General features: G+C 63.9%; 22 protein-coding genes. 13 read left to right on the top strand and 9 right to left on the bottom strand.

Going from position 1 to position 20,313, the window contains the following annotated elements:
• The first annotated feature begins 166 nt into the window (after positions 1 to 166).
• Positions 167 to 1,570, top strand: a complete 1,404-nt coding sequence (gene purF, locus GTP77_RS10535) for an amidophosphoribosyltransferase (protein ID WP_161072121.1) — start codon at positions 167 to 169, stop codon at positions 1,568 to 1,570.
• Here the strand turns inward: purF and uraH are convergent.
• Complete coding sequence (gene uraH / locus GTP77_RS10540) at positions 1,567 to 1,920, bottom strand: hydroxyisourate hydrolase (protein ID WP_161072122.1); 354 nt, start codon at positions 1,918 to 1,920, stop codon at positions 1,567 to 1,569. The two genes, purF and uraH, sit on opposite strands and share 4 nt — an antisense overlap.
• A gap of 153 nt (positions 1,921 to 2,073) precedes the next feature.
• Here uraH and GTP77_RS10545 point away from each other — a divergent pair, with 153 nt between their 5' ends.
• The 5 genes from GTP77_RS10545 (at position 2,074) to GTP77_RS30875 (ending at position 4,663) form a co-directional block, all read left to right on the top strand.
• The gene (locus tag GTP77_RS10545; RefSeq protein WP_187358672.1) at positions 2,074 to 2,895 is read left to right on the top strand and encodes an outer envelope protein; all 822 of its coding nucleotides are present in this window, start codon (positions 2,074 to 2,076) and stop codon (positions 2,893 to 2,895) included.
• Between the two features lie 109 nt (positions 2,896 to 3,004).
• Positions 3,005 to 3,610: a YdeI/OmpD-associated family protein gene (locus tag GTP77_RS10550; protein ID WP_161072123.1), complete on the top strand. Its 606-nt coding sequence runs from the start codon at positions 3,005 to 3,007 to the stop codon at positions 3,608 to 3,610.
• Positions 3,604 to 4,194 carry a GNAT family N-acetyltransferase gene (locus GTP77_RS10555; protein WP_161072124.1) on the top strand — a complete coding sequence of 197 codons (591 nt, stop codon included), beginning with the start codon at positions 3,604 to 3,606 and terminating at the stop codon, positions 4,192 to 4,194. The genes GTP77_RS10550 and GTP77_RS10555 overlap by 7 nt, the downstream gene beginning before the upstream one ends.
• A 25-nt stretch (positions 4,195 to 4,219) precedes the next feature.
• On the top strand, positions 4,220 to 4,483 hold the full coding sequence (locus tag GTP77_RS10560) for a hypothetical protein (protein ID WP_161072125.1): 264 nt from the start codon (positions 4,220 to 4,222) through the stop codon (positions 4,481 to 4,483).
• 48 nt (positions 4,484 to 4,531) lie between these two features.
• A complete protein-coding gene (locus tag GTP77_RS30875) occupies positions 4,532 to 4,663 on the top strand; it encodes a hypothetical protein (RefSeq protein ID WP_260048707.1) in 132 nt (43 codons plus the stop codon).
• A gap of 65 nt (positions 4,664 to 4,728) precedes the next feature.
• Here the strand turns inward: GTP77_RS30875 and GTP77_RS10565 are convergent, their stop codons facing one another.
• Positions 4,729 to 5,046 (bottom strand): DUF6624 domain-containing protein, encoded by a 318-nt coding sequence (locus tag GTP77_RS10565; protein WP_161072126.1) that lies wholly within the window; start codon positions 5,044 to 5,046, stop codon positions 4,729 to 4,731.
• Between the two features lie 122 nt (positions 5,047 to 5,168).
• Here GTP77_RS10565 and GTP77_RS10570 point away from each other — a divergent pair, with 122 nt between their 5' ends.
• Positions 5,169 to 5,708, top strand: coding sequence for a cyanophycin synthetase family protein (locus GTP77_RS10570; RefSeq protein ID WP_187358673.1), 540 nt, complete (start codon positions 5,169 to 5,171; stop codon positions 5,706 to 5,708).
• On the opposite strand, the gene GTP77_RS10575 is transcribed toward GTP77_RS10570, so the two are convergent.
• Both GTP77_RS10575 and GTP77_RS10580 read right to left on the bottom strand, forming a co-directional pair.
• Positions 5,705 to 7,339 carry an HAL/PAL/TAL family ammonia-lyase gene (locus GTP77_RS10575; protein WP_161072127.1) on the bottom strand — a complete coding sequence of 545 codons (1,635 nt, stop codon included), beginning with the start codon at positions 7,337 to 7,339 and terminating at the stop codon, positions 5,705 to 5,707. The two genes, GTP77_RS10570 and GTP77_RS10575, sit on opposite strands and share 4 nt — an antisense overlap.
• A gap of 24 nt (positions 7,340 to 7,363) precedes the next feature.
• Positions 7,364 to 8,617 (bottom strand): urate hydroxylase PuuD, encoded by a 1,254-nt coding sequence (locus GTP77_RS10580; protein WP_161072128.1) that lies wholly within the window; start codon positions 8,615 to 8,617, stop codon positions 7,364 to 7,366.
• A 304-nt stretch (positions 8,618 to 8,921) separates the two neighbouring features.
• Between GTP77_RS10580 and GTP77_RS10585 the strand changes: the two genes are divergently transcribed.
• The 4 genes from GTP77_RS10585 (at position 8,922) to xdhB (ending at position 15,122) form a co-directional block, all read left to right on the top strand.
• Positions 8,922 to 9,857 carry a LysR family transcriptional regulator gene (locus tag GTP77_RS10585; RefSeq protein ID WP_161072129.1) on the top strand — a complete coding sequence of 312 codons (936 nt, stop codon included), beginning with the start codon at positions 8,922 to 8,924 and terminating at the stop codon, positions 9,855 to 9,857.
• Positions 9,858 to 9,969: 112 nt separating this feature from the next.
• Positions 9,970 to 11,271 (top strand): NCS2 family permease, encoded by a 1,302-nt coding sequence (locus GTP77_RS10590; RefSeq protein WP_161072130.1) that lies wholly within the window; start codon positions 9,970 to 9,972, stop codon positions 11,269 to 11,271.
• Between the two features lie 12 nt (positions 11,272 to 11,283).
• On the top strand, positions 11,284 to 12,771 hold the full coding sequence (xdhA, locus tag GTP77_RS10595; RefSeq protein ID WP_161072131.1) for a xanthine dehydrogenase small subunit: 1,488 nt from the start codon (positions 11,284 to 11,286) through the stop codon (positions 12,769 to 12,771).
• Positions 12,768 to 15,122: a xanthine dehydrogenase molybdopterin binding subunit gene (gene xdhB / locus GTP77_RS10600; RefSeq protein ID WP_161072132.1), complete on the top strand. Its 2,355-nt coding sequence runs from the start codon at positions 12,768 to 12,770 to the stop codon at positions 15,120 to 15,122. Before xdhA ends, xdhB begins: the two co-directional genes overlap by 4 nt.
• On the opposite strand, the gene GTP77_RS10605 is transcribed toward xdhB, so the two are convergent.
• Positions 15,123 to 15,503, bottom strand: a complete 381-nt coding sequence (locus tag GTP77_RS10605; RefSeq protein ID WP_161072133.1) for a carboxymuconolactone decarboxylase family protein — start codon at positions 15,501 to 15,503, stop codon at positions 15,123 to 15,125.
• Positions 15,484 to 15,897 carry a MerR family transcriptional regulator gene (locus GTP77_RS10610; RefSeq protein ID WP_161072134.1) on the bottom strand — a complete coding sequence of 138 codons (414 nt, stop codon included), beginning with the start codon at positions 15,895 to 15,897 and terminating at the stop codon, positions 15,484 to 15,486. The genes GTP77_RS10605 and GTP77_RS10610 overlap by 20 nt, the downstream gene beginning before the upstream one ends.
• Before the next feature lie 186 nt (positions 15,898 to 16,083).
• Here GTP77_RS10610 and GTP77_RS10615 point away from each other — a divergent pair, with 186 nt between their 5' ends.
• Together GTP77_RS10615 and GTP77_RS10620 are read left to right on the top strand one after the other, a co-directional pair.
• Positions 16,084 to 16,470 (top strand): BPSL0067 family protein, encoded by a 387-nt coding sequence (locus GTP77_RS10615; RefSeq protein WP_161072135.1) that lies wholly within the window; start codon positions 16,084 to 16,086, stop codon positions 16,468 to 16,470.
• Positions 16,471 to 16,473: 3 nt separating this feature from the next.
• Positions 16,474 to 16,932: an STY0301 family protein gene (locus tag GTP77_RS10620; RefSeq protein WP_161072136.1), complete on the top strand. Its 459-nt coding sequence runs from the start codon at positions 16,474 to 16,476 to the stop codon at positions 16,930 to 16,932.
• A gap of 17 nt (positions 16,933 to 16,949) precedes the next feature.
• Here GTP77_RS10620 and GTP77_RS10625 read toward each other — a convergent pair whose 3' ends face one another.
• Genes GTP77_RS10625 through GTP77_RS10635 form a run of 3 tightly spaced genes read right to left on the bottom strand, consistent with a single transcriptional unit; the run spans position 16,950 to position 20,307 of the window.
• Complete coding sequence (locus GTP77_RS10625) at positions 16,950 to 17,627, bottom strand: YceH family protein (protein ID WP_161072137.1); 678 nt, start codon at positions 17,625 to 17,627, stop codon at positions 16,950 to 16,952.
• 51 nt (positions 17,628 to 17,678) lie between these two features.
• Complete coding sequence (locus GTP77_RS10630) at positions 17,679 to 18,950, bottom strand: glycerate kinase type-2 family protein (protein WP_161072138.1); 1,272 nt, start codon at positions 18,948 to 18,950, stop codon at positions 17,679 to 17,681.
• On the bottom strand, positions 18,943 to 20,307 hold the full coding sequence (locus tag GTP77_RS10635) for a dicarboxylate/amino acid:cation symporter (RefSeq protein ID WP_161072139.1): 1,365 nt from the start codon (positions 20,305 to 20,307) through the stop codon (positions 18,943 to 18,945). Before GTP77_RS10635 ends, GTP77_RS10630 begins: the two co-directional genes overlap by 8 nt.
• Between the last annotated feature and the right edge of the window lie 6 nt (positions 20,308 to 20,313).

Here is a 20,313-nt window from a genome sequence, read left to right on the forward strand (position 1 = left end):
TGATAGGCGGCAGGGCTGGACGAACTCCGGCCTTATGCCATGACAGGCTATCAGCCGCTTTGCGCGGAGTCATATCTCCGTCCTTATGGCCGCTATGTGCGCGGCGGCGGCCTGCGCGAAGGCCTTGCGCGGTACTGTCTCGCTTGTATTTTCGAGGAGTCCGACCATGTGTGGCATCGTCGGCGTGCTTGCGCGCGCCCCTGCAAATCAAACCATTTACGATGCGCTGCTGTTGCTGCAGCATCGCGGCCAGCAGGCCGCAGGCATCGCTACCGATAGCGACAGCGTCTTCGCCATGCACAAGGCGAACGGCCTGGTGACGGACGTTTTCCGGACCAGGAATATGCGTTCGCTGCGCGGCAGCGCGGGCATAGGACATTGCAGCTGCGCCGCTTACGGGCCTTCTTGCGACGAGGAGGCGCAGCCGTTCTACGTGAACGCGCCGTTCGGCATCACGCTGGCGCACAACGGCTGGCTTTCCAATGGCGATGCCTTGCGCGCCGAGCTGTCCCTGGCCGGCAGGCGGCATATGAACACGGCGTCCGATGCGGAAGTGCTGCTGAACGTGCTGGCCCACGAGCTGTATGTGGCCTGCCGGGGCATGGACTTCACTGCCGAGGCATTGTTTGAGGCCGTTGGCGCCCTGCAGTCCCGCGTGCAGGGCTCCTATGCGGTGGTAGCGCTGATCGCGGGCCGGGGCCTGCTGGCCTTCCGCGATCCACAGGGTGTGCGTCCGCTGTGCCTCGGCATGCAGCCGCCGGACGACGGCGCGGGGGTGATGGTGGCCAGCGAATCCGTGGCGCTGGACGGCATGGGCTACGGCTTCGTGCGCGACATCGCTCCCGGCGAGGCGGTCTTCATCAACGCGGCAGGCGAACTGGAGGCGAGCCAGCTGGCGGCCGATGCCGCAGCGCGTCCCTGCGCTTTCGAGTTCGTCAGCCTGGCGCGGCCTGATTCGGTGATCGATGGCGCCTCGGTCTACGCGGCGCGGCTGAAGCTGGGGGAACTGCTGGCTGGGCAGGTATGCAGCGAACTCGATGCCGCCGCCCTGGACGTGGTGATGCCGGTGGACGACATCTCCCGTCCAGCCGCCATCCAGCTAGCGCTCAAGCTTGGTGTCAAATACCGCGAAGGTTTTATTCAGAACCGCTATCCGGGCCGCAGCTTTGACTTGCCTGCCGGCGCGGCGCGGCGCGCGCCCGGCCTGCGGCTGAACGCCATCGCAGCGGAGTTCAAGGACAAGCGCGTGCTGCTGGTGGAGGACGCCATTGTGGACGGCGCCAGCAGCCGCGAAATCGTGGAGCTGGCGCGCAGCGCAGGTGCAAGCTATGTGGCGTTGGCGTCCACCGCGCCGCCCGTGCTGCAGCCCATGGCCTACGGCGTGGACTGGCCGGCGCGCCGCAAGCCCGCCGCGCTGGGCCGCACGCGCGAGGAGATGCGCAGCGCCGTCACGGCGGACGCGCTGGTATTCCAGACCCTGCCCGCCTTGAAGGCCGCCATCGCCAGCGCGTCCCCGGCCTTGCAGCAGCTGGAGACGTCGTGCTTCGATGCGCCCCAGGCTAATACTTAGCTGCCGCGATACGTCGAGTAGGCCCACGGCGACACCACGATAGGCACGTGGTAGTTCTGGGCCGCATCCGCAATGCCGAAGGCGATCACCACTTCATCGATAAAGCGCGGCTCCGGCAAGGCGACGCCTTGCGCAGCAAAGTAGTCGCCTGCGCCGAACACCAGCTCGTACTTGCCGGTTTTGACCTCGTCGCCCAGCAGCAAAGGCTGTTCGCAGCGGCCGTCCTGGTTGGTGGTGTCGGTTTTTATCAACACCTTCGCGCCGCCGTCCACGCGGTACAGCTTCACCTGTACCCCCGCGCCGGGTTTGCCCTGCGTGATGTCCAAAACGTGTGTACTCAGCTTGCCCATGATGTCTCGCTTTCTAAATTGGATTGAAACAGGAACTCCTGTCTGAAAATCATATACGGCACAGGACTGTCGGATATATGCGGCGGCGGATAACAACCATGACCCCGGCGGACATAATCGGGCCTCCAATACAATAAAAGAGGGAGACGCAATATGAACGCATTCCGAGTAAGCGCCGCGGCCGCAGTGGCGGTGCTGGCTTTCGCCACGGGCATGCAGCAGGCCAGCGCGGCCGACTGGAGCGACACGTCGATAGGCTACCGCTACGGCACCCGCTACGCCGAGCCGTATAACAGCAAGGACATCGACAAGCACATCCTGAATTTCACCCACGCCAGTGGCTACAAATACGGCAGCAACTACGTGAACGTGGACTTGCTGAACTCGGACGGCAACGACGCCAACGCGCAGGAGGCCTACATCCTGTACCGCCACACGCTGGACATCGGCAAACTAAGCGGCAAGGAATTCAAATTCGGTCCGGTGCGGGGCCTGGGTGCGACGGCAGGTTTTGACTGGAACACCAAGAACGACCACAGCTACGATTCAAAGAAGCGCATGCTGGTGGCCGGTCCCACGCTGATGCTGGACGTGCCGGGCTTCCTCAACGTGAGCCTGCTGGCTGTGTGGGAAAGCAACCAGCCTATCGGCATTGCCAGCCGCTATACCTACGATACGCACGCCTTGTTGAACGCATCCTGGGGCATCCCGCTCGGCAATTCCGGCTGGGCTTTTGAGGGCTACGCCAACTGGCTGGGCCAAAAAGGCAAGAACGAATTCGGCGGTCCGACCGCGCCGGAGCTGAACTTCGACGCGCAGCTGATGTACGATGTTAGCGGCGCCGCCGGCCTGAAGCCGAAGACGCTGCGCGTGGGCCTGGAATACCAGTACTGGCGCAACAAATTCGGCACCCCGCACAACGTTCCCGGCGCCACCGCCAAAACGCCCATGGTCCGCGCCGAGTACCATTTCTAAGCCAATACGCAACAAGCCAGCCGGTCCGGCGGGACTGGCTGGCCTTCAGGCTGGACTAGCAGCACACGCTTGGTTATATTGCTCGTACTGAAAGTCACCGAGAGCTGCCATGCCTACTCTGGACCCGCGCATAGACGCCTATATCGCCAAATCCGCTGAATTCGCCCAGCCCATCCTGGAGCACCTGCGCGCCGTCGTGCATGCGGCTTGCCCGGACGTGGAGGAGACCATGAAGTGGAGCTTCCCGCATTTCCAGTACAACGGCATGTTGTGCAGCATGGCCTCGTTCAAGGCGCATTGCGCGTTCGGCTTCTGGAAGGGCGAGCTGCTGGTGGCGGAGGCGGATGCGAACATCCAGGAGGCCATGGGCCAGTTCGGGCGCATCACCACTATCAAGGATCTGCCATCGAAGAAGACGCTGGAATCGTATATCAAGAAGGCGATGAAGCTGAACGACGACGGCGTGAAAGCGCCCGCGCGCGCCAAGCCCGCCACACCGCGCGAGCTGGTGGTGCCTGAGTATCTGGCGGCGGCGCTGGCGCAGCAGCAGCCGGCGCTGGACCATTTCAACGCCTTCAGCACCAGCAAGAAGCGCGACTACGTGGAGTGGATGGAGGAAGCCAGGACCGAGGCCACGCGCTTGCGCCGGCTGGAGCAGGCTGTCGAGTGGATCGCCGAGGGTAAGGCGCGCAACTGGAAGTACGGAAAATGCTGACCGCTGCGCAACGCGCCGCGTATGGCGCCTCCGTGGCCGAAGCCTTGGCCGAAGATCCGTTCTATGTCACGGTATGCGTGGCCGGCGGCGTGCAGCAGCTGCTGCCGCGCTACGTTGAACTGGCGCTGATCGAGGGCGAGCAGGCCGGGCGTGTCGATCTCACGGACCCAGAGGACAGCGGGGCGGCCATCTGGAGCGTGCCGGGCGACGCGGAGCGCAAGGCGGCCGCCAACGCCGCGCGAGAGCGCGAGCTGGCTGTACTGCTGGGCGAGCAAGGCTTTGCCAACTTCCAGGCCATCGTGGCCAATATGGAGGCCAATCTGGCGCCGCATGGGCTGGAGTCGGCCTGGTACTTGTCCATCGCGGGCATCAGGCCGGACGCGCAAGGCGGCGGCATGGGCACGCGCCTGTTGGCCCACGGCCTGAACGCGGCCGACCAGGCCGGTGCCGTGAGCTTCCTGGAGACCTTCAACGAACGCAGCCTGCCCTTCTACCGGCGCCAGGGCTACGAGGTGGCGGCACAGTACTTCGAGCCCGTCACCGGCGCCGATTACTGGCTGATGACCCGCCCGCCGCGCACCTGAGCGCGGATCGCGCTACAATAGTCCCATGCTGAAAATCCGCTTCTTCCTGCTGATGCTGTTCTTCGCGCTCCAGACCGCACTGGCTGGCGCCGCGCCGATACGTACCTGCTGCGATGAAGCCTGCCCGCCCACGATGTGCGCCGCCATGGGCTGCCTGCCGGCCGTACAGCCCATGATCGCTGCAGCGTTGCCGCCATTGCCGCAGCCTGCAGCCAGCATGGATTTCCCTGAATCGGCCAGCATCGATCTTCCCTTGCCGTTAAAAGAGGTCTGGACGCCGCCGGATTGAATCCGGTCCCGCTCCCAGAACCACTTTTAAACTGATCAAGGAAATATTATGAAATCCATCGCTATCAAAGTCGCTGCAGCCGCAGCCCTGCTGGCCACTTCCGCCGTTGCCTTCGCCGCCAATATGGACTGCTGCGCGAGCATCGAATGCTGCCTGAAGATGCTGGCCTGCTGCCTGTAAGCCGCTAGCACGTTAAGAAACGGGCCGGTACTGCAAAGTGCCGGCCCGTTTTGCATTTCGGTCAGCTAGTTCGTTTTGCCTGCACAATCGGCCGGGATCATGTGCTTGCGGCCTTCAGCTTCGTATTCCTCCAGGCTGGGCATGCCAAGAGCCTGCCGGCGGCGGTTCACCCGTTCGCGACTATCGACAGGCCGCATGATGAGCGTGCAGCGGTCCGGCATGGTGAACTGCGTGCCGTATTCCTGCGGCCTGCCCTCCGCTACGGCAATGCGGTCCGCCAGATAAGCCAGGTCGCGCGGCGCGGCCGCCCCCTTCCTGACCGCTGCCTCCAGCAAGTCCCTGGCGGCGCGCTGGAAATCCCGGTCCTGGTCCGCGTGCGGCACAAGCAGTCATGCGTGAGATGGCGTGTCAGTGTGGTCTTACATGAGAACAGGAATGCGCCGATTGAGGGAAGCGGCCGGGGCTTGCATAATGTGGCCTGCTTTAGTTTTCCAAGGTTTATGCAATGAAGATCATCGATCAACGCTTTCTGTCCCGTCAAAACCGCTATTCCAACCACCCCTGCCTGCTCAGCATACTTGAACTAGATGACGCCGCCGCGTCTCCGGCTGACGTGCGCTCGACCGCGACGAAACTGAAGGGCGTGCTGGGAAATTTGCCGGGACTGGAGCGGCTGATCAATGTCATAGGGCCGGCTGGCGCCGAGACGGCGCCAGCCGGACATTTTCAACTGGCGCGCCTGATCCAGGCGGTCACGCTGGAGCTGCAGCGGCTGGCGGGCAGCGATGTGATGGTGGGCTTTGTGGGCGCGCTGCCTCGCATGCCGGGGCGCTATCGCCTGGTGCTGCCTTACCGGATGGAGCGCATCGCGGCGGCGGCTGTGAATGCGGCGCTGGATGTGGTGAATGCCGCGCGCGCAGGACGCAAGGTGGACCTGGCGGCGGTGATGGCGCAGTTGCGGGCTGCGGGGGAACGGCGGGTTACGGCAAGGGCTGCGCCCTTGCCTAACCCGCCCTACGCGGTTTACACGTCCAAGACGTCTTAGACGAATTCGCCGATCTTGTTCGTCACCGCCTCGCGCACGCTGCCGCTGGTGACGAAGGAATGGGCCACCTGGATGTCGTTATGGAACCAGCGGTCGCCGTCCAGGCAGGCCGGGATCTGCTTGCGGATCTCGTCATAGGCGGCTTGCGTGCCTTCGCCCAGCTGGAAGCCTGGCAGCAGGTCTTCCGTCATGGTGAGGGCCTGCGCCGCCAGCAGCATTTCCACGCCGATGATGTACTGGGTGTTCTGCACCACGGTCGCGGCCTTGCGCGCGCACCACGTCGAGTTGGAGATGTGGTCTTCGCTATTTCCTTTCGACGGTATGCTGTCCACGCTGCCCGGCATGCTCAGGGTGCGGTTTTCCATCACCAGTGAGCTGAGCGAGCATTGCACCACGGGGTAGCCGGTGTTCACGCCGCGGATGCCGCTCATCAGGTTGCGCGGCAGTCCCCAGGACAGGGTCGGGTCGATCAGCCGCGCCACGCGGCGCTCGCAGATGCTGCCCAGGTCCGTCACCGCCATCGCCAGCAGGTCCATCGCCTGCGCCAGGTACTGGCCGTGGAAATTCCCGCCCGAGATGATTTCGAAACCGCCGCCGTCCTTGCCGAAGATGAGCGGGTTGTCGGTGGCCGAGTTGATCTCGTTTTTCACGATGGTGTCGATGTAGTCCAGCGCGTCGAACACGGGGCCGTACACTTGCGGCGTGCAGCGCAGCGAGTACACGTCCTGGATGCGGGCGGTGTACGGGATGTCGGTGCGGCGCAGCTCGTCCGGGAACTGCACGGCGCGCGCTTCGTGCGTGGTGCGGGTGGAGCCCTTGAGCAGCTTGCGCACCACTTTCGCGGTCTTGATCTGGCCGGGATGCGGGCGCGCCTGCTGGATGCGCGGGTCGAAAGCGGCCATTTCGGCGCGCATGGCTTCCAGCGTCAAGCCCAGGGACAGGCAGGCGTCGGTCAGCAGGTTGCGCGCATCGGCGGCGGCCAGCACGGCCACGGCCAGGGAGGCGGTGCAGCCGTTGATCAGGGCCGAGGCGTCTTTCGCTTTCAGGTCGAACTTCACCGGCCCGATTTCGGAACGGGTGATGGCTTCCGGCGCGGACATGCGTTTGCCGCCGTACATCACCTCCGCTTCGTCGAAGCCGGCGATGGCGGCTGCCAGATAGGCCAGCGGCGCCAGGTCGCCCGAGGCGCCGACGGAACCCTTCTGCGGCATGATGGGGTGGATACCGGCATTGATGAAGGCCAGCAGGCGGTCCACCACTTCCACGCGCGGCGCCGAGTAGTTGGAGGCGAAGGCGTTCGCGCGCAGCAGCATGGTGGCGCGGCTCACCTCTTCCGAAAACGGCTCGCCGATGCCGCCGCTGTGCGCCATGATGAGCTGCGTCTGGAACAGTTCTATATGCTCGACCTTGATGCGGGTGTCCTTCAGCAGGCCCACGCCGGTATTAAAGCTGTACATCATGGGCGCTTCGTCGTGCATCCAGGTGGATTCGATGTAGTCGCGGCTTTCCTTCAGCGCGGCGCGCGAGGACGCGGCCAACGCCACCTGGGCGTATTGGCCTTGCTGGGCGCGCGCCACGGCGAGCACCTGCTCCGCGGTGAGGTTGAAGCCGTCGATGGTTACGGTAGTCATGTCAGTTTTCCTTCTTGTATGCGGTCAGTTGGCGCCGGATTCAAACCAGGTGCCCAGCAGCTGGCGTTCGGCGTCCGTCATTTGCGTCATGTTCGCCAGCGGCATGTCCTTGTTCTGCACGGCGCGCTGGTAGATCTTGGCAGCGTGCTGCTTGATCTGGTCCGGCGTATCGAGCATCACGCCGCCCGGAGGCGATGCGAAGCCGGCCTGCGTCGGCGTGGCCGAGTGGCACGATGCGCAACGCGCAGTGACCACTTGCTGGACGGCCGTGATGTCGTGGCCAGAACGGGCAATGTCGGCTGCGGATGGCGCGGCGGCGTGGCTGTCGGCTGCCTGCGCTGCAATGGCCTTGCGCGGTGCGGGAGCGATGGCGATCGCCACGGCCACCAACAGGATCACGCCCGCCACAGGGAAGCCCAGCGACACGCGGCCAGCATGGCGCAGGTTGAAGAAGTGGCGTATCAGCACGCCGGCCGCCATGATGGCGCCCAGTATCAGCCAGCTGTAAGAGTGGCTGTAGGTCATGGCGTAGTGGTTGCTGATCATGATCAGCAGCACCGGCAGCGTGAAGTAGTTGTTGTGCACCGAACGCACTTTGGCGCGCTTGCCATAGACAGGGTCGGGCGACTGGCCCTTCTCCATCGCTTCCACCAGCTTGCGCTGGCCGGGGATGATCACGAACAGCACGTTACCGACCATCATGGTGCCTATCATGGCGCCCACGTGGATGTAGGCGGCGCGGCCGCTCAGAGTGTGCGTGAGCACGTAGGCCGCCGCCACGATCAGCACGAATAGCACGGAGCCCAGTACGGCGGGCTTTTCGCCCAGCGGCGACTTGCACAGCAGGTCGTAGACGATCCAGCCGCCGGCCAGCGTGCCCAGGCCCACGGCCACGGCTTGCAGGGACGACAGGTCTGCCACGTTTTTATCGATCATCATCGCCGAGGCGTTGAAGTAGTAGACGATGAACAGCATCGCAAAGCCGCTCAGCCAGGTCGCATACGCTTCCCATTTGAACCAGTGCAGGTCGGACGGCAGTTCCGCCGGCGCCACCAGGTATTTTTGCGGGTTGTAGAAACCGCCGCCGTGCACGGCCCACAGTTCACCCGACACGCCGGCCTTGGCCAGCGGACTGCCGGGCTTGGGCGGGCGGATCGAGTTGTCCAGCCAGACGAAGTAAAACGACGCGCCGATCCACGCTATGCCGGTAATCAAATGCAGCCAGCGCACCAGCAGATTCAACCACTCCACCCCATACGATCCGAATAAAGCTTCCATGAATTTTCCAATTAGTCTGTTCATCTGCCTCTGGCGGGCACTTCAGATGAGCGAGGCTGTCACCTCCGGAACGATCGTTATCCTGCCGCCGCTACGATCGTGATGGCATCGAAGCCATCAACCTGCCCCCGGCCATGGAAAGTGTCTCCTCTCTTGCCGGGATGATGGAACGATAGCCGTACCGGGCGCGCGAGTCCTGCGCTTGCACATATAACTTGCATACGTTTTGAGGTATAGCTGTTACGGCCCCGGATATGCGACTCTGTTATGCATAAGTTCAAATATCCAACCATGGGAGACCGATATGTCACGCTTGCCAGACCACCTGGACATCCACCTGATCCGCATTCTTTACCTGCTGCTGTGCGAGAAAAACGTTTCGCGCGTGGCGCTGAAACTGAACCAGCCGCAGCCCTCCATTTCCGCTTCGCTGCGCAAGCTGCGCGAGCTGACGGGCGATCCGCTGCTGGTGCGCGGCGGACGCGGTATGGTGCCCACGCAACACGGCGAGAGCCTACTCAAGCCGGCCAAGCGCATCCTCGATGAAACCGAAAACCTGTTCAGTCCCAAGACGGCCTTCGTGCCGCAGGAGGAGGCGCGCACCTTCCATATCGCCGCGCCGGACTATATGAACACGCAGTTCTTCACCGAGGTGATTGCGCGCGTGCGGCGCGAGTCGCCCAAGAGCCGGCTGGTGATCCACGCGCTGGGGCCGGACGCCGACTATGTGCGCCTGCTGTCGGACGGCGAGCTGGATCTGGTGGTGGCCAACTGGGACGAGCCGCCGCACCATCTGCACATCTCCAAGCTGTTCGACGATCCGATTGTGTGCCTGATGCGCGCCAACAGCGCCTATGCGCGCCGCACGCCCAAGGACGGTATGACGATGGAGGATTATCTGAGCCTGCCGCACGCGGCGCCGGCGCAGATCCTGCCTGGCTACCACGGCAACATCGACGCCTTCCTGGAGCAGCAGAATATGGAACGCAATATTGTGGTGGAATCGGCACACTTCCGCATGCTGCCCTACATCGTGGCGCAGACCGACCTGGTGCTCACGGCGGGGCAGCAGTTCGCCAGTTTTTACGAGAACACGCTGGGGCTGAAGTCCTACAAGGTGCCCGTGAAGTTCCCGCCGCTGCGCTTCTACCAGCTATGGCACGAGCGCGCGCACCACGCCACCGAGCACAAATGGCTGCGCGCGCAAGTGAGTACTGCGGCGCGCTTGCTGGTGAAGTAGGCATAGATGCTATCTCCGTGGCGATATGACTCCGGCCGCGCGCCGCACTAATATCAAAATGCCACGTCTGTGCCACGTCTGGCGTATAAAAACTAAACCCGAGACAAACATCATGAACTTCCTGGATAACTACTTCAAGCTGAGTGAGAACGGCAGCAACGTTCGCACCGAGGTGCTGGCCGGCCTCACCACCTTCCTGACGATGGCATACATCATCTTCGTCAACCCATCCATCCTCGGCGACGCCGGCATGCCCAAGGACTCCGTCTTTGTGGCCACCTGCGTCGCGGCCGCCGTGGGCACGCTCATCATGGGCCTGTACGCCAACTTCCCTATCGGCCTGGCGCCGGGCATGGGCTTGAACGCCTACTTCGCCTACGGCGTGGTGAAAGGCATGGGCTTCCCATGGGAGGCGGCGCTGGGCGCGGTGTTCATTTCGGGCTGCTGCTTCCTGGTGGTGAGCCTGCTGCGCGTGCGCGAGAAGATCATGAACGCCATCCCCGCCTCGCTGCGCACCGCCATTCCGGCCGGCGTGGGCCTGTTCCTGGCGCTGATCTCGCTGAAGAATTCCGGTATCGTCGTCTCCAGCCCCGCCACCTTCGTCACCATGGGCAATCTGCACGAACCGGCGCCCATCCTGGCCATCGTCGGCTTCCTGGTGATCGTCGCGCTGGACCGCCTGAAAGTCACCGGCGCCCTGCTGATCGGCATCATGACCGTGACCGTGCTGAGCTTCTTCTTCGCCGGGAACCAGTTCCACGGCGTGGTGTCCGCACCGCCGTCGATCGAGCCTACCCTGTTCAAGCTGGACATCATGGGCGCCATCTCGCACGGCCTGCTCAACGTGGTGCTGGTGTTCTTCCTGGTTGAACTGTTCGACGCCACCGGCACCCTGATGGGCGTGGCGCAGCGCGCCGGCCTGATGAAGGACGGCAAACTGCCGCCCGCCATGAACAAGGCCCTGCTGGCCGACTCGGGCGCCATCATCGCCGGTTCCGTGATGGGCACCTCGAGCACCACCGCCTTTATCGAAAGCGCCGCCGGCGTGCAAGCGGGCGGCCGCACCGGCCTGACCGCCGTCACCGTGGCCGTGCTGTTCCTGCTGGCGCTGTTCATTGCGCCGCTGGCCGGCGTGGTGCCGCAATACGCCACCGCCCCTGCCCTGTTCTTCGTCGCTTGCCTGATGCTGCGCGAGCTGGCCGAGATCAACTGGAGCGAAACCACGGAGAGCATTCCCGCCGTGATCACCGCGCTGGTGATGCCGTTCACCTACTCCATCGCTAACGGCCTGGCGCTGGGCTTTATCAGCTACGCCGCGCTGAAACTGCTGACCGGTAAGCACAAGGAAGTCAGCGGCATGATCTGGGGCATCGCAGGCGTGTTCCTGTTCAAGACTATTTATATCGCAGGTTGAAGGAGTAGCACCATGTCTCACCCGATTCGTTTTTACTACCAGGGGCGCGTGCAGGAAGTCGCGTCGGCATCGCCCACCCGTACGCTGCTTCAGCATTTGCGCGAAGACCAGCACTGCACCGGCACCAAGGAAGGCTGCGCCGAAGGCGACTGCGGCGCTTGCACCGTCGTCATCGGCTCGCTGGTGGACGGTGAACTGGAAATGCGCAACGTTAACTCGTGCATCCAGTTCCTGCCCACGCTGGACGGCAAGGCCGTGTTCTCGGTGGAGGACCTGAAGCAGAAGGACGGCGGCCTGCACCCGGTGCAGGAAGCACTGGTCGAATGCCACGGTTCGCAATGCGGCTTCTGTACGCCGGGCTTCGCCATGTCCTTGTGGAGCTTGTACCTGAAACAGGAGAGCCAAGCGGAACCCCTGTGCCGAAAACAAATCGACGAGACCCTGTCCGGTAACCTGTGCCGCTGCACGGGCTACCGCCCCATTATCGACGCCGCGCACCGCATGGGCGAACTGCCCGCCGTGCATTTCGACCGGGAGGCACTGGTGGCCGCCCTGCGCGGCCTGCAACGCGACACCATGTTCAGCTACACCCACGACGGCCAGACCTTCCACGCGCCGCGCACCCTGGCCGAGCTGGCCGAACTGCGCGCCGCCAAGCCCACCGCCACCATCCTGGCCGGTTCCACCGACGTGGGCCTGTGGGTGACCAAGCAGATGCGCAACCTGGGCGACGTGATCTACGTGCGCCAGGTGCAGGAGCTGCACCAGCTGGGCATGGTGGACGGCATGCTGGAAATCGGCGCGGCCGTGTCGCTGGACGACGCCTACCGTTCCGTGGGCGACTTGTACAAGAACGCCTCGCTGCATGAACTATGGCAGCGCTTCGCCTCGCAGCCCATCCGCAGCACCGGCACGCTGGGCGGCAGCGTGGCCAACGGATCGCCCATCGGCGACTCCGCGCCCTGGCTCATCGTGCTGGGCGCCGAGATTGTGCTGAACGGCTCGCAAGGCCGCCGCAGCATGCTGCTGCAGGACTTCTACCTGGACTACATGAAGAAGAACTGGCAACCGGGCGAGTTCGTCGAAGCCGTGCGCGTGCCGCTGCCGCAGCCAAAGCAGCAGTTCCGCACCTACAAGCTGGCCAAGCGCTACGACCAGGATATTTCCGCCGTCGCCGCCGCCTATTGCATCACCCTGGAGGACGGTGTGGTGCGCAACGCGCAGATCGCCTACGGCGGCATGGCAGCCACTTCCAGGCGTGCTCCGCTCGCGGAAGCCGCCATCAACGGCAAGCCGTGGAATGAAGACACGCTGAAAGCAGGCATGGCAGCGCTGGCGCAGGACTACACGCCGCTGACCGACATGCGCGCCACCGCCAGCTACCGCATGAAGACCGCGCAGAACCTGCTGCGCCGCTTCTGGCTCGAATCGCGCCCCGACGACGCGCTGCCGGCCACCTCGATCAACGCGTTTGCATACAAAGAAAGGACCGCCGCATGAACAGCAAATCGGAAGCGTTCATGACTATCGGCGCAGCCCAGGGCTGGGCCGAAGTCGGCCAGAACCACCCGCACGAATCGGCCATCCTGCACGTGCTGGGCGAAGCCACCTACACCGATGACATCCCCGAGGCGCAAGGCACGCTGCACGCCGCGCTGGGCTTGTCGCCGAAAGCGCACGCGCGCATCCTGTCCATCAACCTGGAGCCGGTGAAAGCCATGCCGGGCGTGGTGGCCGTCTACACTTACAAGGACATCCCCGGCACCAATGACTGCGGCCCGATTATCCACGACGATCCGATCCTGGCAGAGGAAAAGGTTGAATACGTGGGCCAGCCCATCTTTATCGTGGTGGCGGAAAGCCACGACCAGGCGCGCCACGCCGCGCGTAAGGCCGACATCCAGTACGAGGAACTGCCAGCCATCCTGACGCCGGAAGCGGCGCGCGATGCGGAGTCCTTCGTGGTGCCGCCCATGCGCCTCACGCGCGGCGACGCCAAGGCTGCGTTCGAGCGTTCCAAACATATCCTGAAGGGCAAGCTGCACGTCGGCGGCCAGGAGCAGTTCTACCTGGAAGGCCAGATCTCGTATGCGCTGCCGAAGGAAGCGGGCGGCATGCACGTCTACTGCTCCACCCAGCATCCCACCGAGATGCAGCACGTGGTGGCGCATGCGCTGCACATTGCGTCGCACGCGGTGGTGATTGAATGCCGCCGCATGGGCGGTGCGTTCGGCGGCAAGGAATCGCAGTCCGCGCTGTGGGCAGCCTGCGCCGCCGTCTGCGCCGCGCACCTGAAACGCCCGGTCAAGCTGCGCGCCGACCGCGACGACGACATGATGGTGACCGGCAAGCGCCACTGCTTCTACTACGAATACGAGATGGGCTATGACGACAACGGCCTGATCACCGCCGCCAAGGTGGAGATGGTGTCGCGCGCCGGCTTCTCGGCCGACCTGTCCGCGCCCGTCGCCACGCGCGCCATCTGCCACTTCGACAACACCTACTATTTGTCGGATGTGGACATCCGCGCCATGGCGGGCAAGACCAACACGCAGTCCAACACGGCCTTCCGGGGCTTCGGCGGACCGCAGGGCGCCATCGCCATCGAATACATCGTCGACGAGATCGCGCGCAACCTGGGCAAGGACGCGCTGGACGTCCGCAAGACCAACTTCTACGGCCGCAACGACGAGGAAGGCCGCAACTACACGCAGTACGGCCAGAAGGTGGTCGACAACGTGATCCACGAACTGGTGGCCCAGCTGGAAAACGACAGCGCCTACCGCGCGCGCCGCGAAGCCATCCAGGCGTTCAACGCCGGCAGCCCTGTGCTGAAAAAAGGCCTGGCGCTCACGCCGGTGAAGTTCGGCATCGCATTCAACGTCACCCACTTCAACCAGGCGGGCGCGCTGGTGCACATCTACACAGACGGCTCGGTGCTGGTGAACCACGGCGGCACCGAGATGGGCCAAGGCATCAACACCAAGGTGTGCCAGGTGGTGGCGCATGAACTGGGCATCCCGCTGGCCCGCGTGCGCGCCAGCGCCACGGACACCAGCAAGGTCGCCAATACTTCGGCCACGGCCGCATCCACCGGCGCTGACCTGAATGGCAAGGCCGCGCAGGACGCCGCCGCCACGCTGAACCGCCGCCTGCGCGAGTTCGCCGCCAAGACCTATGGCTGCGAGCCTGCCGCCGTGGTGTTCGCCAACGGCGTGGTCTATGCGGGCAGTACCACGCTGAGCTTCCCGGACCTGGTGCAGAAAGCCTACCTGGCGCGCGTGCAGCTGTGGTCCGACGGCTTCTACGCCACGCCGGGCCTGAGCTGGGACCGCGAGTCCATGACCGGCAACCCTTTCGGCTACTACGCTTACGGCGCCTCGGTGTCCGAAGTGGTGGTCGACACGCTGACCGGCGAATGGAAGCTGCTGAAGGTGAACGCCCTGTACGACGCGGGCAACTCGCTGAACCCGGCCATCGACGTGGGCCAGGTGGAAGGCGCATTCATCCAGGGCATGGGCTGGCTGACAACGGAAGAACTGTGGTGGAACAAGGCGGGCAAGCTGATGACGCATGCGCCGTCGACGTACAAGATTCCGGGCGTGTCCGACTGCCCGGAAGACTTCGACGTGCAGCTTTTCAAGAACCGCAACGCCTTCGACAGCATCCACCGCTCCAAGGCGGTGGGCGAGCCGCCGCTGCTGCTGCCCTTCTCCGTGTTCCTGGCGATCCGCGACGCGGTGGCCTCGGTGGGCGGCTACCGCATCAACCCGCCCCTGCGCGCGCCCGCCACCAGCGAAGCGATCCTGGATGCAGTTGACGCGGTGCGCGAGCAGGCCGACGCCATGTAATCACGCCGGTTCGTGCGACGCGAACACTTCCTTGGCTGCGAACACGCCGTTCAGCGCAGCCGGGAAGCCCGCGTAGAGGCTCATTTGCAGCATGGTCTCGATGATCTCGGTGCGGGAGAGGCCGACGTTCAGCGCTGCGGCGATGTGCACCTTGAGCTGCGGCTGCGCCGTGCCCAGCGCGGTGAGCGCGGCGACGGTGGCCAGTTCGCGCTGCTGCAGCGTCAGGCCGGGGCGGGAATAGATGTCGCCGAAGCCGAATTCAATGATGTATTTGCCCAGGTCCGGGCTGATGTCCGCCAGCGACTCGATCACCTTGTCGCCGGCGCTGCCGTCTACTTCGCGCAGGCGCGCCAATCCCCGTTCATATCGCGTGCTTTCCATGCTGTTTCTCCTTTGATTGCAGTTCGGATTCCAAAGTGGAGTACAGCGCAATTTTCTGGTGCAGATAGGCCAGCGTCTCCTGCATCGCCCTTACCTCTTCCTCGACGGCGGCGGTGTGCCGGGCCAGCATGGCTTTGCGTTCGGCCACGCTGGACAGCAGTTCGCCCTGCTCCCGCAATTGCGCATAACGCTGCATCTCTTCGATCGACATGCCGGTGGCGCGCAGCCGCAGCAGGAAGGCTATCCAGTTGAGGTCTTCCGCCCGGTAGAGCCGGTGCCCATTGCTACGGCGCGGAATCGGCTTGATCAAGCCGATCCGCTCGTAGTAGCGCAGCGTATGGACGCTCAGTCCGCACGCCTCGGCCGTCTGTTGTATCGTGAGTGAAGCTGTCATGAAGCCATGGTAGAAGTTGGAGTGCACTCCAAGTCAAGCGCGATTTTCCATAGCTTACCCCATCGGCAACTCCTCGGCCGCCAGTTTCCTGCCGCTGCCACGCAGCGCTTTTGAGGTAGCACAAGAAGTCATTCCCATCCCGAACGTAAGGTGTCAGCACATCCACTTTTTTGATTGGAGTTGCATATGCCATACACTTACTCAAAAGTTGACGAACTTGAAGGCTCAGCCCTGGTTGGATCGCATCAATGCGTCGCACTGGTCCAGGAATATGCTGGCGCTCCAGTTACTTCAGTCTGGCGGCAAGGTGACGCAGTACTCGGCAATACTTTGCTAAAAAAAGGAACTGCGATCGCTACCTTTTTAGATGGCCGATATGCGAACAACAGCCACGGCAACCATGCAGCCCTGTATCTGCGGCAAGGCATCAACGGTATTTATGTGATGGATCAGTGGAAGAATGAGAAGAAAACGGAAGTGAACGCAAGGTTCATACGAGCACAGGGCAAGGACAAGAAGGGGCGGTTCATCCGCCCTAGCGACAATGCAAACGCATTCTTTGTGATTGAATAAAATATGCGCATCCCTTCCCCCCTATGGATACGATCAACGCGCCGCCTGACCGTATGGGGCTCATCCATCTTTGTCGCACATGCTGCAATAGCAGCGGCGCAGCAAATCGACTGCCCTGCGGCGATACCGGCGGCATCGATCAAAGTCATCGGAGTACCTGCTGAATGGCAGCCGGATGTCACAAAGCCCTTGTATCTGCACGCCGCAGCCCCTATCGACGGACCACCCGGAAAGTTTGGAGAGCTTGCGGAGTTCACGACTCATCGCGGCAAAATGGAGTGGTCTTATACCTATCCGTTGGAAGGAAATTTCCCCGACGGGAAATGGATGCAGTGCGCCTACGGAGCGATGAACGAAGTAACGCTGTCGAAAAAAATCGATGACAGCGTTACCAAATGCAAGCTCACTTATCGCAAGGGGAAAAATCCGGCCCAGCACGAGATCCAGATACTTTGCCAATAGCCTGAATCGCCAGCAAATTACTCGAACTGTTTCTTGAACTGCTCGAACTGGGCGGCCAGGTCGGTGAAGTCCTGGCGCAACTGGGCGACTTCGGCTTCGAGCTGGGCGACGCGGCTGCCCTGGGCCGGGGTGCTGGTGCTGCCGCCGTAGCTGGCGGCGGTCTCTTCGCGCGCCAGCGCTTCTTCGCCTTGCAGCAGGTGGCCGTAGCGCGGCTCCTTGGTGCCCGGCGCCAGCGGCAGCTTGGCGGCCAGCGGCGGGTATTTGTCGATCAGGAATTGCAGCGCCAGTTCCACGTCGGCCACGGACTTGAAGTCGTGCAGGCGGCCCGTGCGGGTGCGGATTTCGCCGGCGGTCTGCAGGCCGCGCAGCATCAGCACCGTCAGCACGGCCACCTTGTCCTGCTCCAGCGACCACTTGATGCGCATGCGGTGTTCGTACTTGGTCACGCGCGCGCCGGCCTGCGTAATGCCGTTGACGAACTTGCGCTGCATGAGCCGCTGCAGCACGTCGGCCACGGTTTCCTCCGAAATCGACATCACCGGGTCGCGGCTGGAGAGCTGGTTGCAGCCGTTGGTGATGGCGTTCAGCGACATCGGGTAGTTGTCGGGCGTGAGGGCTTCTTTTTCTGCCAGGACGGCGAGCACGCGGGTCTCGAATGGGTCCAGCAGGTTGGCGTTGTCCGCTTCGTTAGTCATGCATATTCCTTCATTCGACAAGTTACATAGCCGAATTTACCATAATCTACCTCAGGTAATAAGGATGGCGCGGAAGTCGTTGACGTTGGTGAGCGTGGGGCCGGTCACGACGGAGTCCCCCAGGGCCTGGAAAAAGCCGTGGCCGTCGTTGTTGTCGAGGCTGAGCCGGGGCCGCAGGCCTTGCGCGGCGGCGCGCGCCAAGGTGTCCGGCGTGAGGATGGCGCCGGCGATTTCCTCCACGCCGTCCACGCCGTCGGTGTCGCCGGCCAGCGCATATACGCCCTCCTGCCCCTCCAGCGCCACGCCCAGCGCCAGCAGGAACTCGACGTTGCGCCCGCCCCGCCCCTTGCCGCGCAGCGTGACCGTGGTCTCGCCGCCGGAGAGCAGGACGCAGGGCTTCTCGAACGGCTCGCCGTACCGTGCTGCATAGCGCGCCATGCCCGCCATGGCCTTGCCGACGTCGCGCGCTTCGCCTTCCAGGCTGTCGCCGAGGATGTAGGTGCGGATGCCTGCGCCGCGCGCCAGGCGGGCGCTGGCCTCCAGGGCCATGCGGGGCGCGACCGCCATGCGCAGTTCGGACGCGGCCAAGCGCCCGTCGCCAGGCTTGACGGTTTCGCCTTCGCCGCTGCGCAGCAGCGCCAGCACGCTGTCCGGGGCGGCGATGCGGTAGCGGGACAGGATGGCCAACGCGTCCGCACAGGTGCTGGGGTCCGGCGCGGTGGGGCCAGAGGCGATGTCAATGGGATCGTCTCCGGGCACATCGGAGATTAGCAGCGTCACCACGCGGGCCGGCGCGCAGGCCGCCGCCAGCCTGCCGCCCTTGATGGCGGAAATGTGGCGGCGCACGCAGTTCATCTCGGAGATGGTGGCGCCGCTGGCCAGCAAAGCCTGGTTGACGGCCTGCTTTTCGGCCATCGTGACGCCGGGGGCGGGCAGCGGCAGCAGCGCGGAGCCGCCCCCGGAGATCAGGCAGATCACCAGGTCGTCCGGGCTCAGGCCCTGCACCAGGTCCAGCATGCGCTGGGCGGCGCGGTGGCCTGCTTCGTCCGGCACCGGGTGCGCGGCTTCAGCGATCTCGATGCGTTCGCACGGCACCGCGTAGCCGTAGCGTGTGACGACCAGCCCTTCCAGTTGGCCGGGCCAGTTGCGCTCGACCGCCTGCGCCATCGCAGCGCTGGCCTTGCCCGCCCCGATGACGATGGTGCGGCCTTTCGGCGCCGGCGGCAGATGCGGAGGAATGCACAGCGCCGGCTGTGCAGCGGCGATGGCGGCGTCGAACATCTCGCGCAGCAGGCGGCGTTCCCACCCGATCAGCTTAGCCATGGCGCACCGCTCCTTCCATGGCCATGCGCACGACAGGCTGCGGAGCGTCTTCGACATCCCTGGCGACTGGCTCGCCGTACAGCACTTCCATATCCGCAGTGCCATTGAGCACAGCGTCGGCCCGCGCCCGGTCCAGGCCTCCGACCCAGCGCGCAATCGCCATGGTGCCGACGGCGTTGCCTATGGTGTTGGTGATGGCGCGCGCTTCGGACATGAAGCGGTCCACACCCAGCAACAGCACCATGCCCTCCACCGGTATCTTGCCCATCGAGGCCAGCGTGGCGGCCAAGGTGATGAAGCCGGAGCCGGTAACGCCCGCCGAACCTTTGGAGGTCAGCATCAGCACGCCCAGCACCAGCAGCTGGTCCATCAGCGACAGATGCGTGTTGGTCGCCTGCGCAATAAAGATGGCGGCCATGGTGTAGTAGATGCACTGCCCGTCCGGGTTGAAGGTCAGCCCCGACGGCACCACCAGCCCCACCACCGGCTTGGAGCAGCCGACCTGCTCCAGCTTGTGCATCAGCTGTGGCACCACGGACTCGGACGAGCTGGTGCCCAGCACGGTGAAGATCTCGGCCCGCAGGTACTTGAGGAACTTCCACAGGCTGAAGCCCGAGATGCGCGCCACCACGCCCAGCACCACGAACACAAACAGGAAGCAGGTCAGATACATGGTGCCCATGAGCTGGGCCAGCTTGGCGATGGACGAGAAGCCGTATTTACCCACCGTGAAGGAGATGGCGCCGAACGCCGCAATCGGCGCCACCCGCATCACCAGGCCCACGATGTAGAACATGGCGTTGGAGAAGGAGTCCAGGAAGCTCACCACCGGCTTGGCGCGGCTGCCCAGGTGCGCCAACGCCACGCCGAACATGATGGAGAACACGAGGATCTGCAGGATCTCGTTCTTGGCGAAAGCGTCCACCACGCTGCCCGGTATCATGCCCAGCACGAAGTCCATGAAGGTCGCAGGCTTGGCGGCGGCCGCCGTGTAGGTGGAGATGCTCTTGGTGTCCAGCGTGTGCGGGTCGATATTCATGCCCACGCCCGGTCCCACCAGGTTCACCGCCAGCAGGCCCAGGCCCAGCGCGAAGGTGGACATCACTTCGAAGTAAATCAGCGCGCGCCCACCGACGCGGCCCAGGTCCTTCATGCTTTCCATCTTCGCGATGCCCAGCACCACGGTGGCGAAGATCACCGGCGCGAACACCATCTTGATCAGTTTGATGAAGGCGTCGCCCAGCGGTTTGAGCTTGGCGCCCATCTCGGGGTCGAGCACGCCGAGCACAATGCCTGCTGCCACGGCGATGAGGACTTGCACATATAGCGTCCCCAGGAACTTGCGGGTTCTTTTCATGATCAG

The sequence above is a fragment of the Pseudoduganella aquatica genome (genome assembly GCF_009857595.1).
Lineage (GTDB): Bacteria > Pseudomonadota > Gammaproteobacteria > Burkholderiales > Burkholderiaceae_D > Rugamonas > Rugamonas aquatica_A.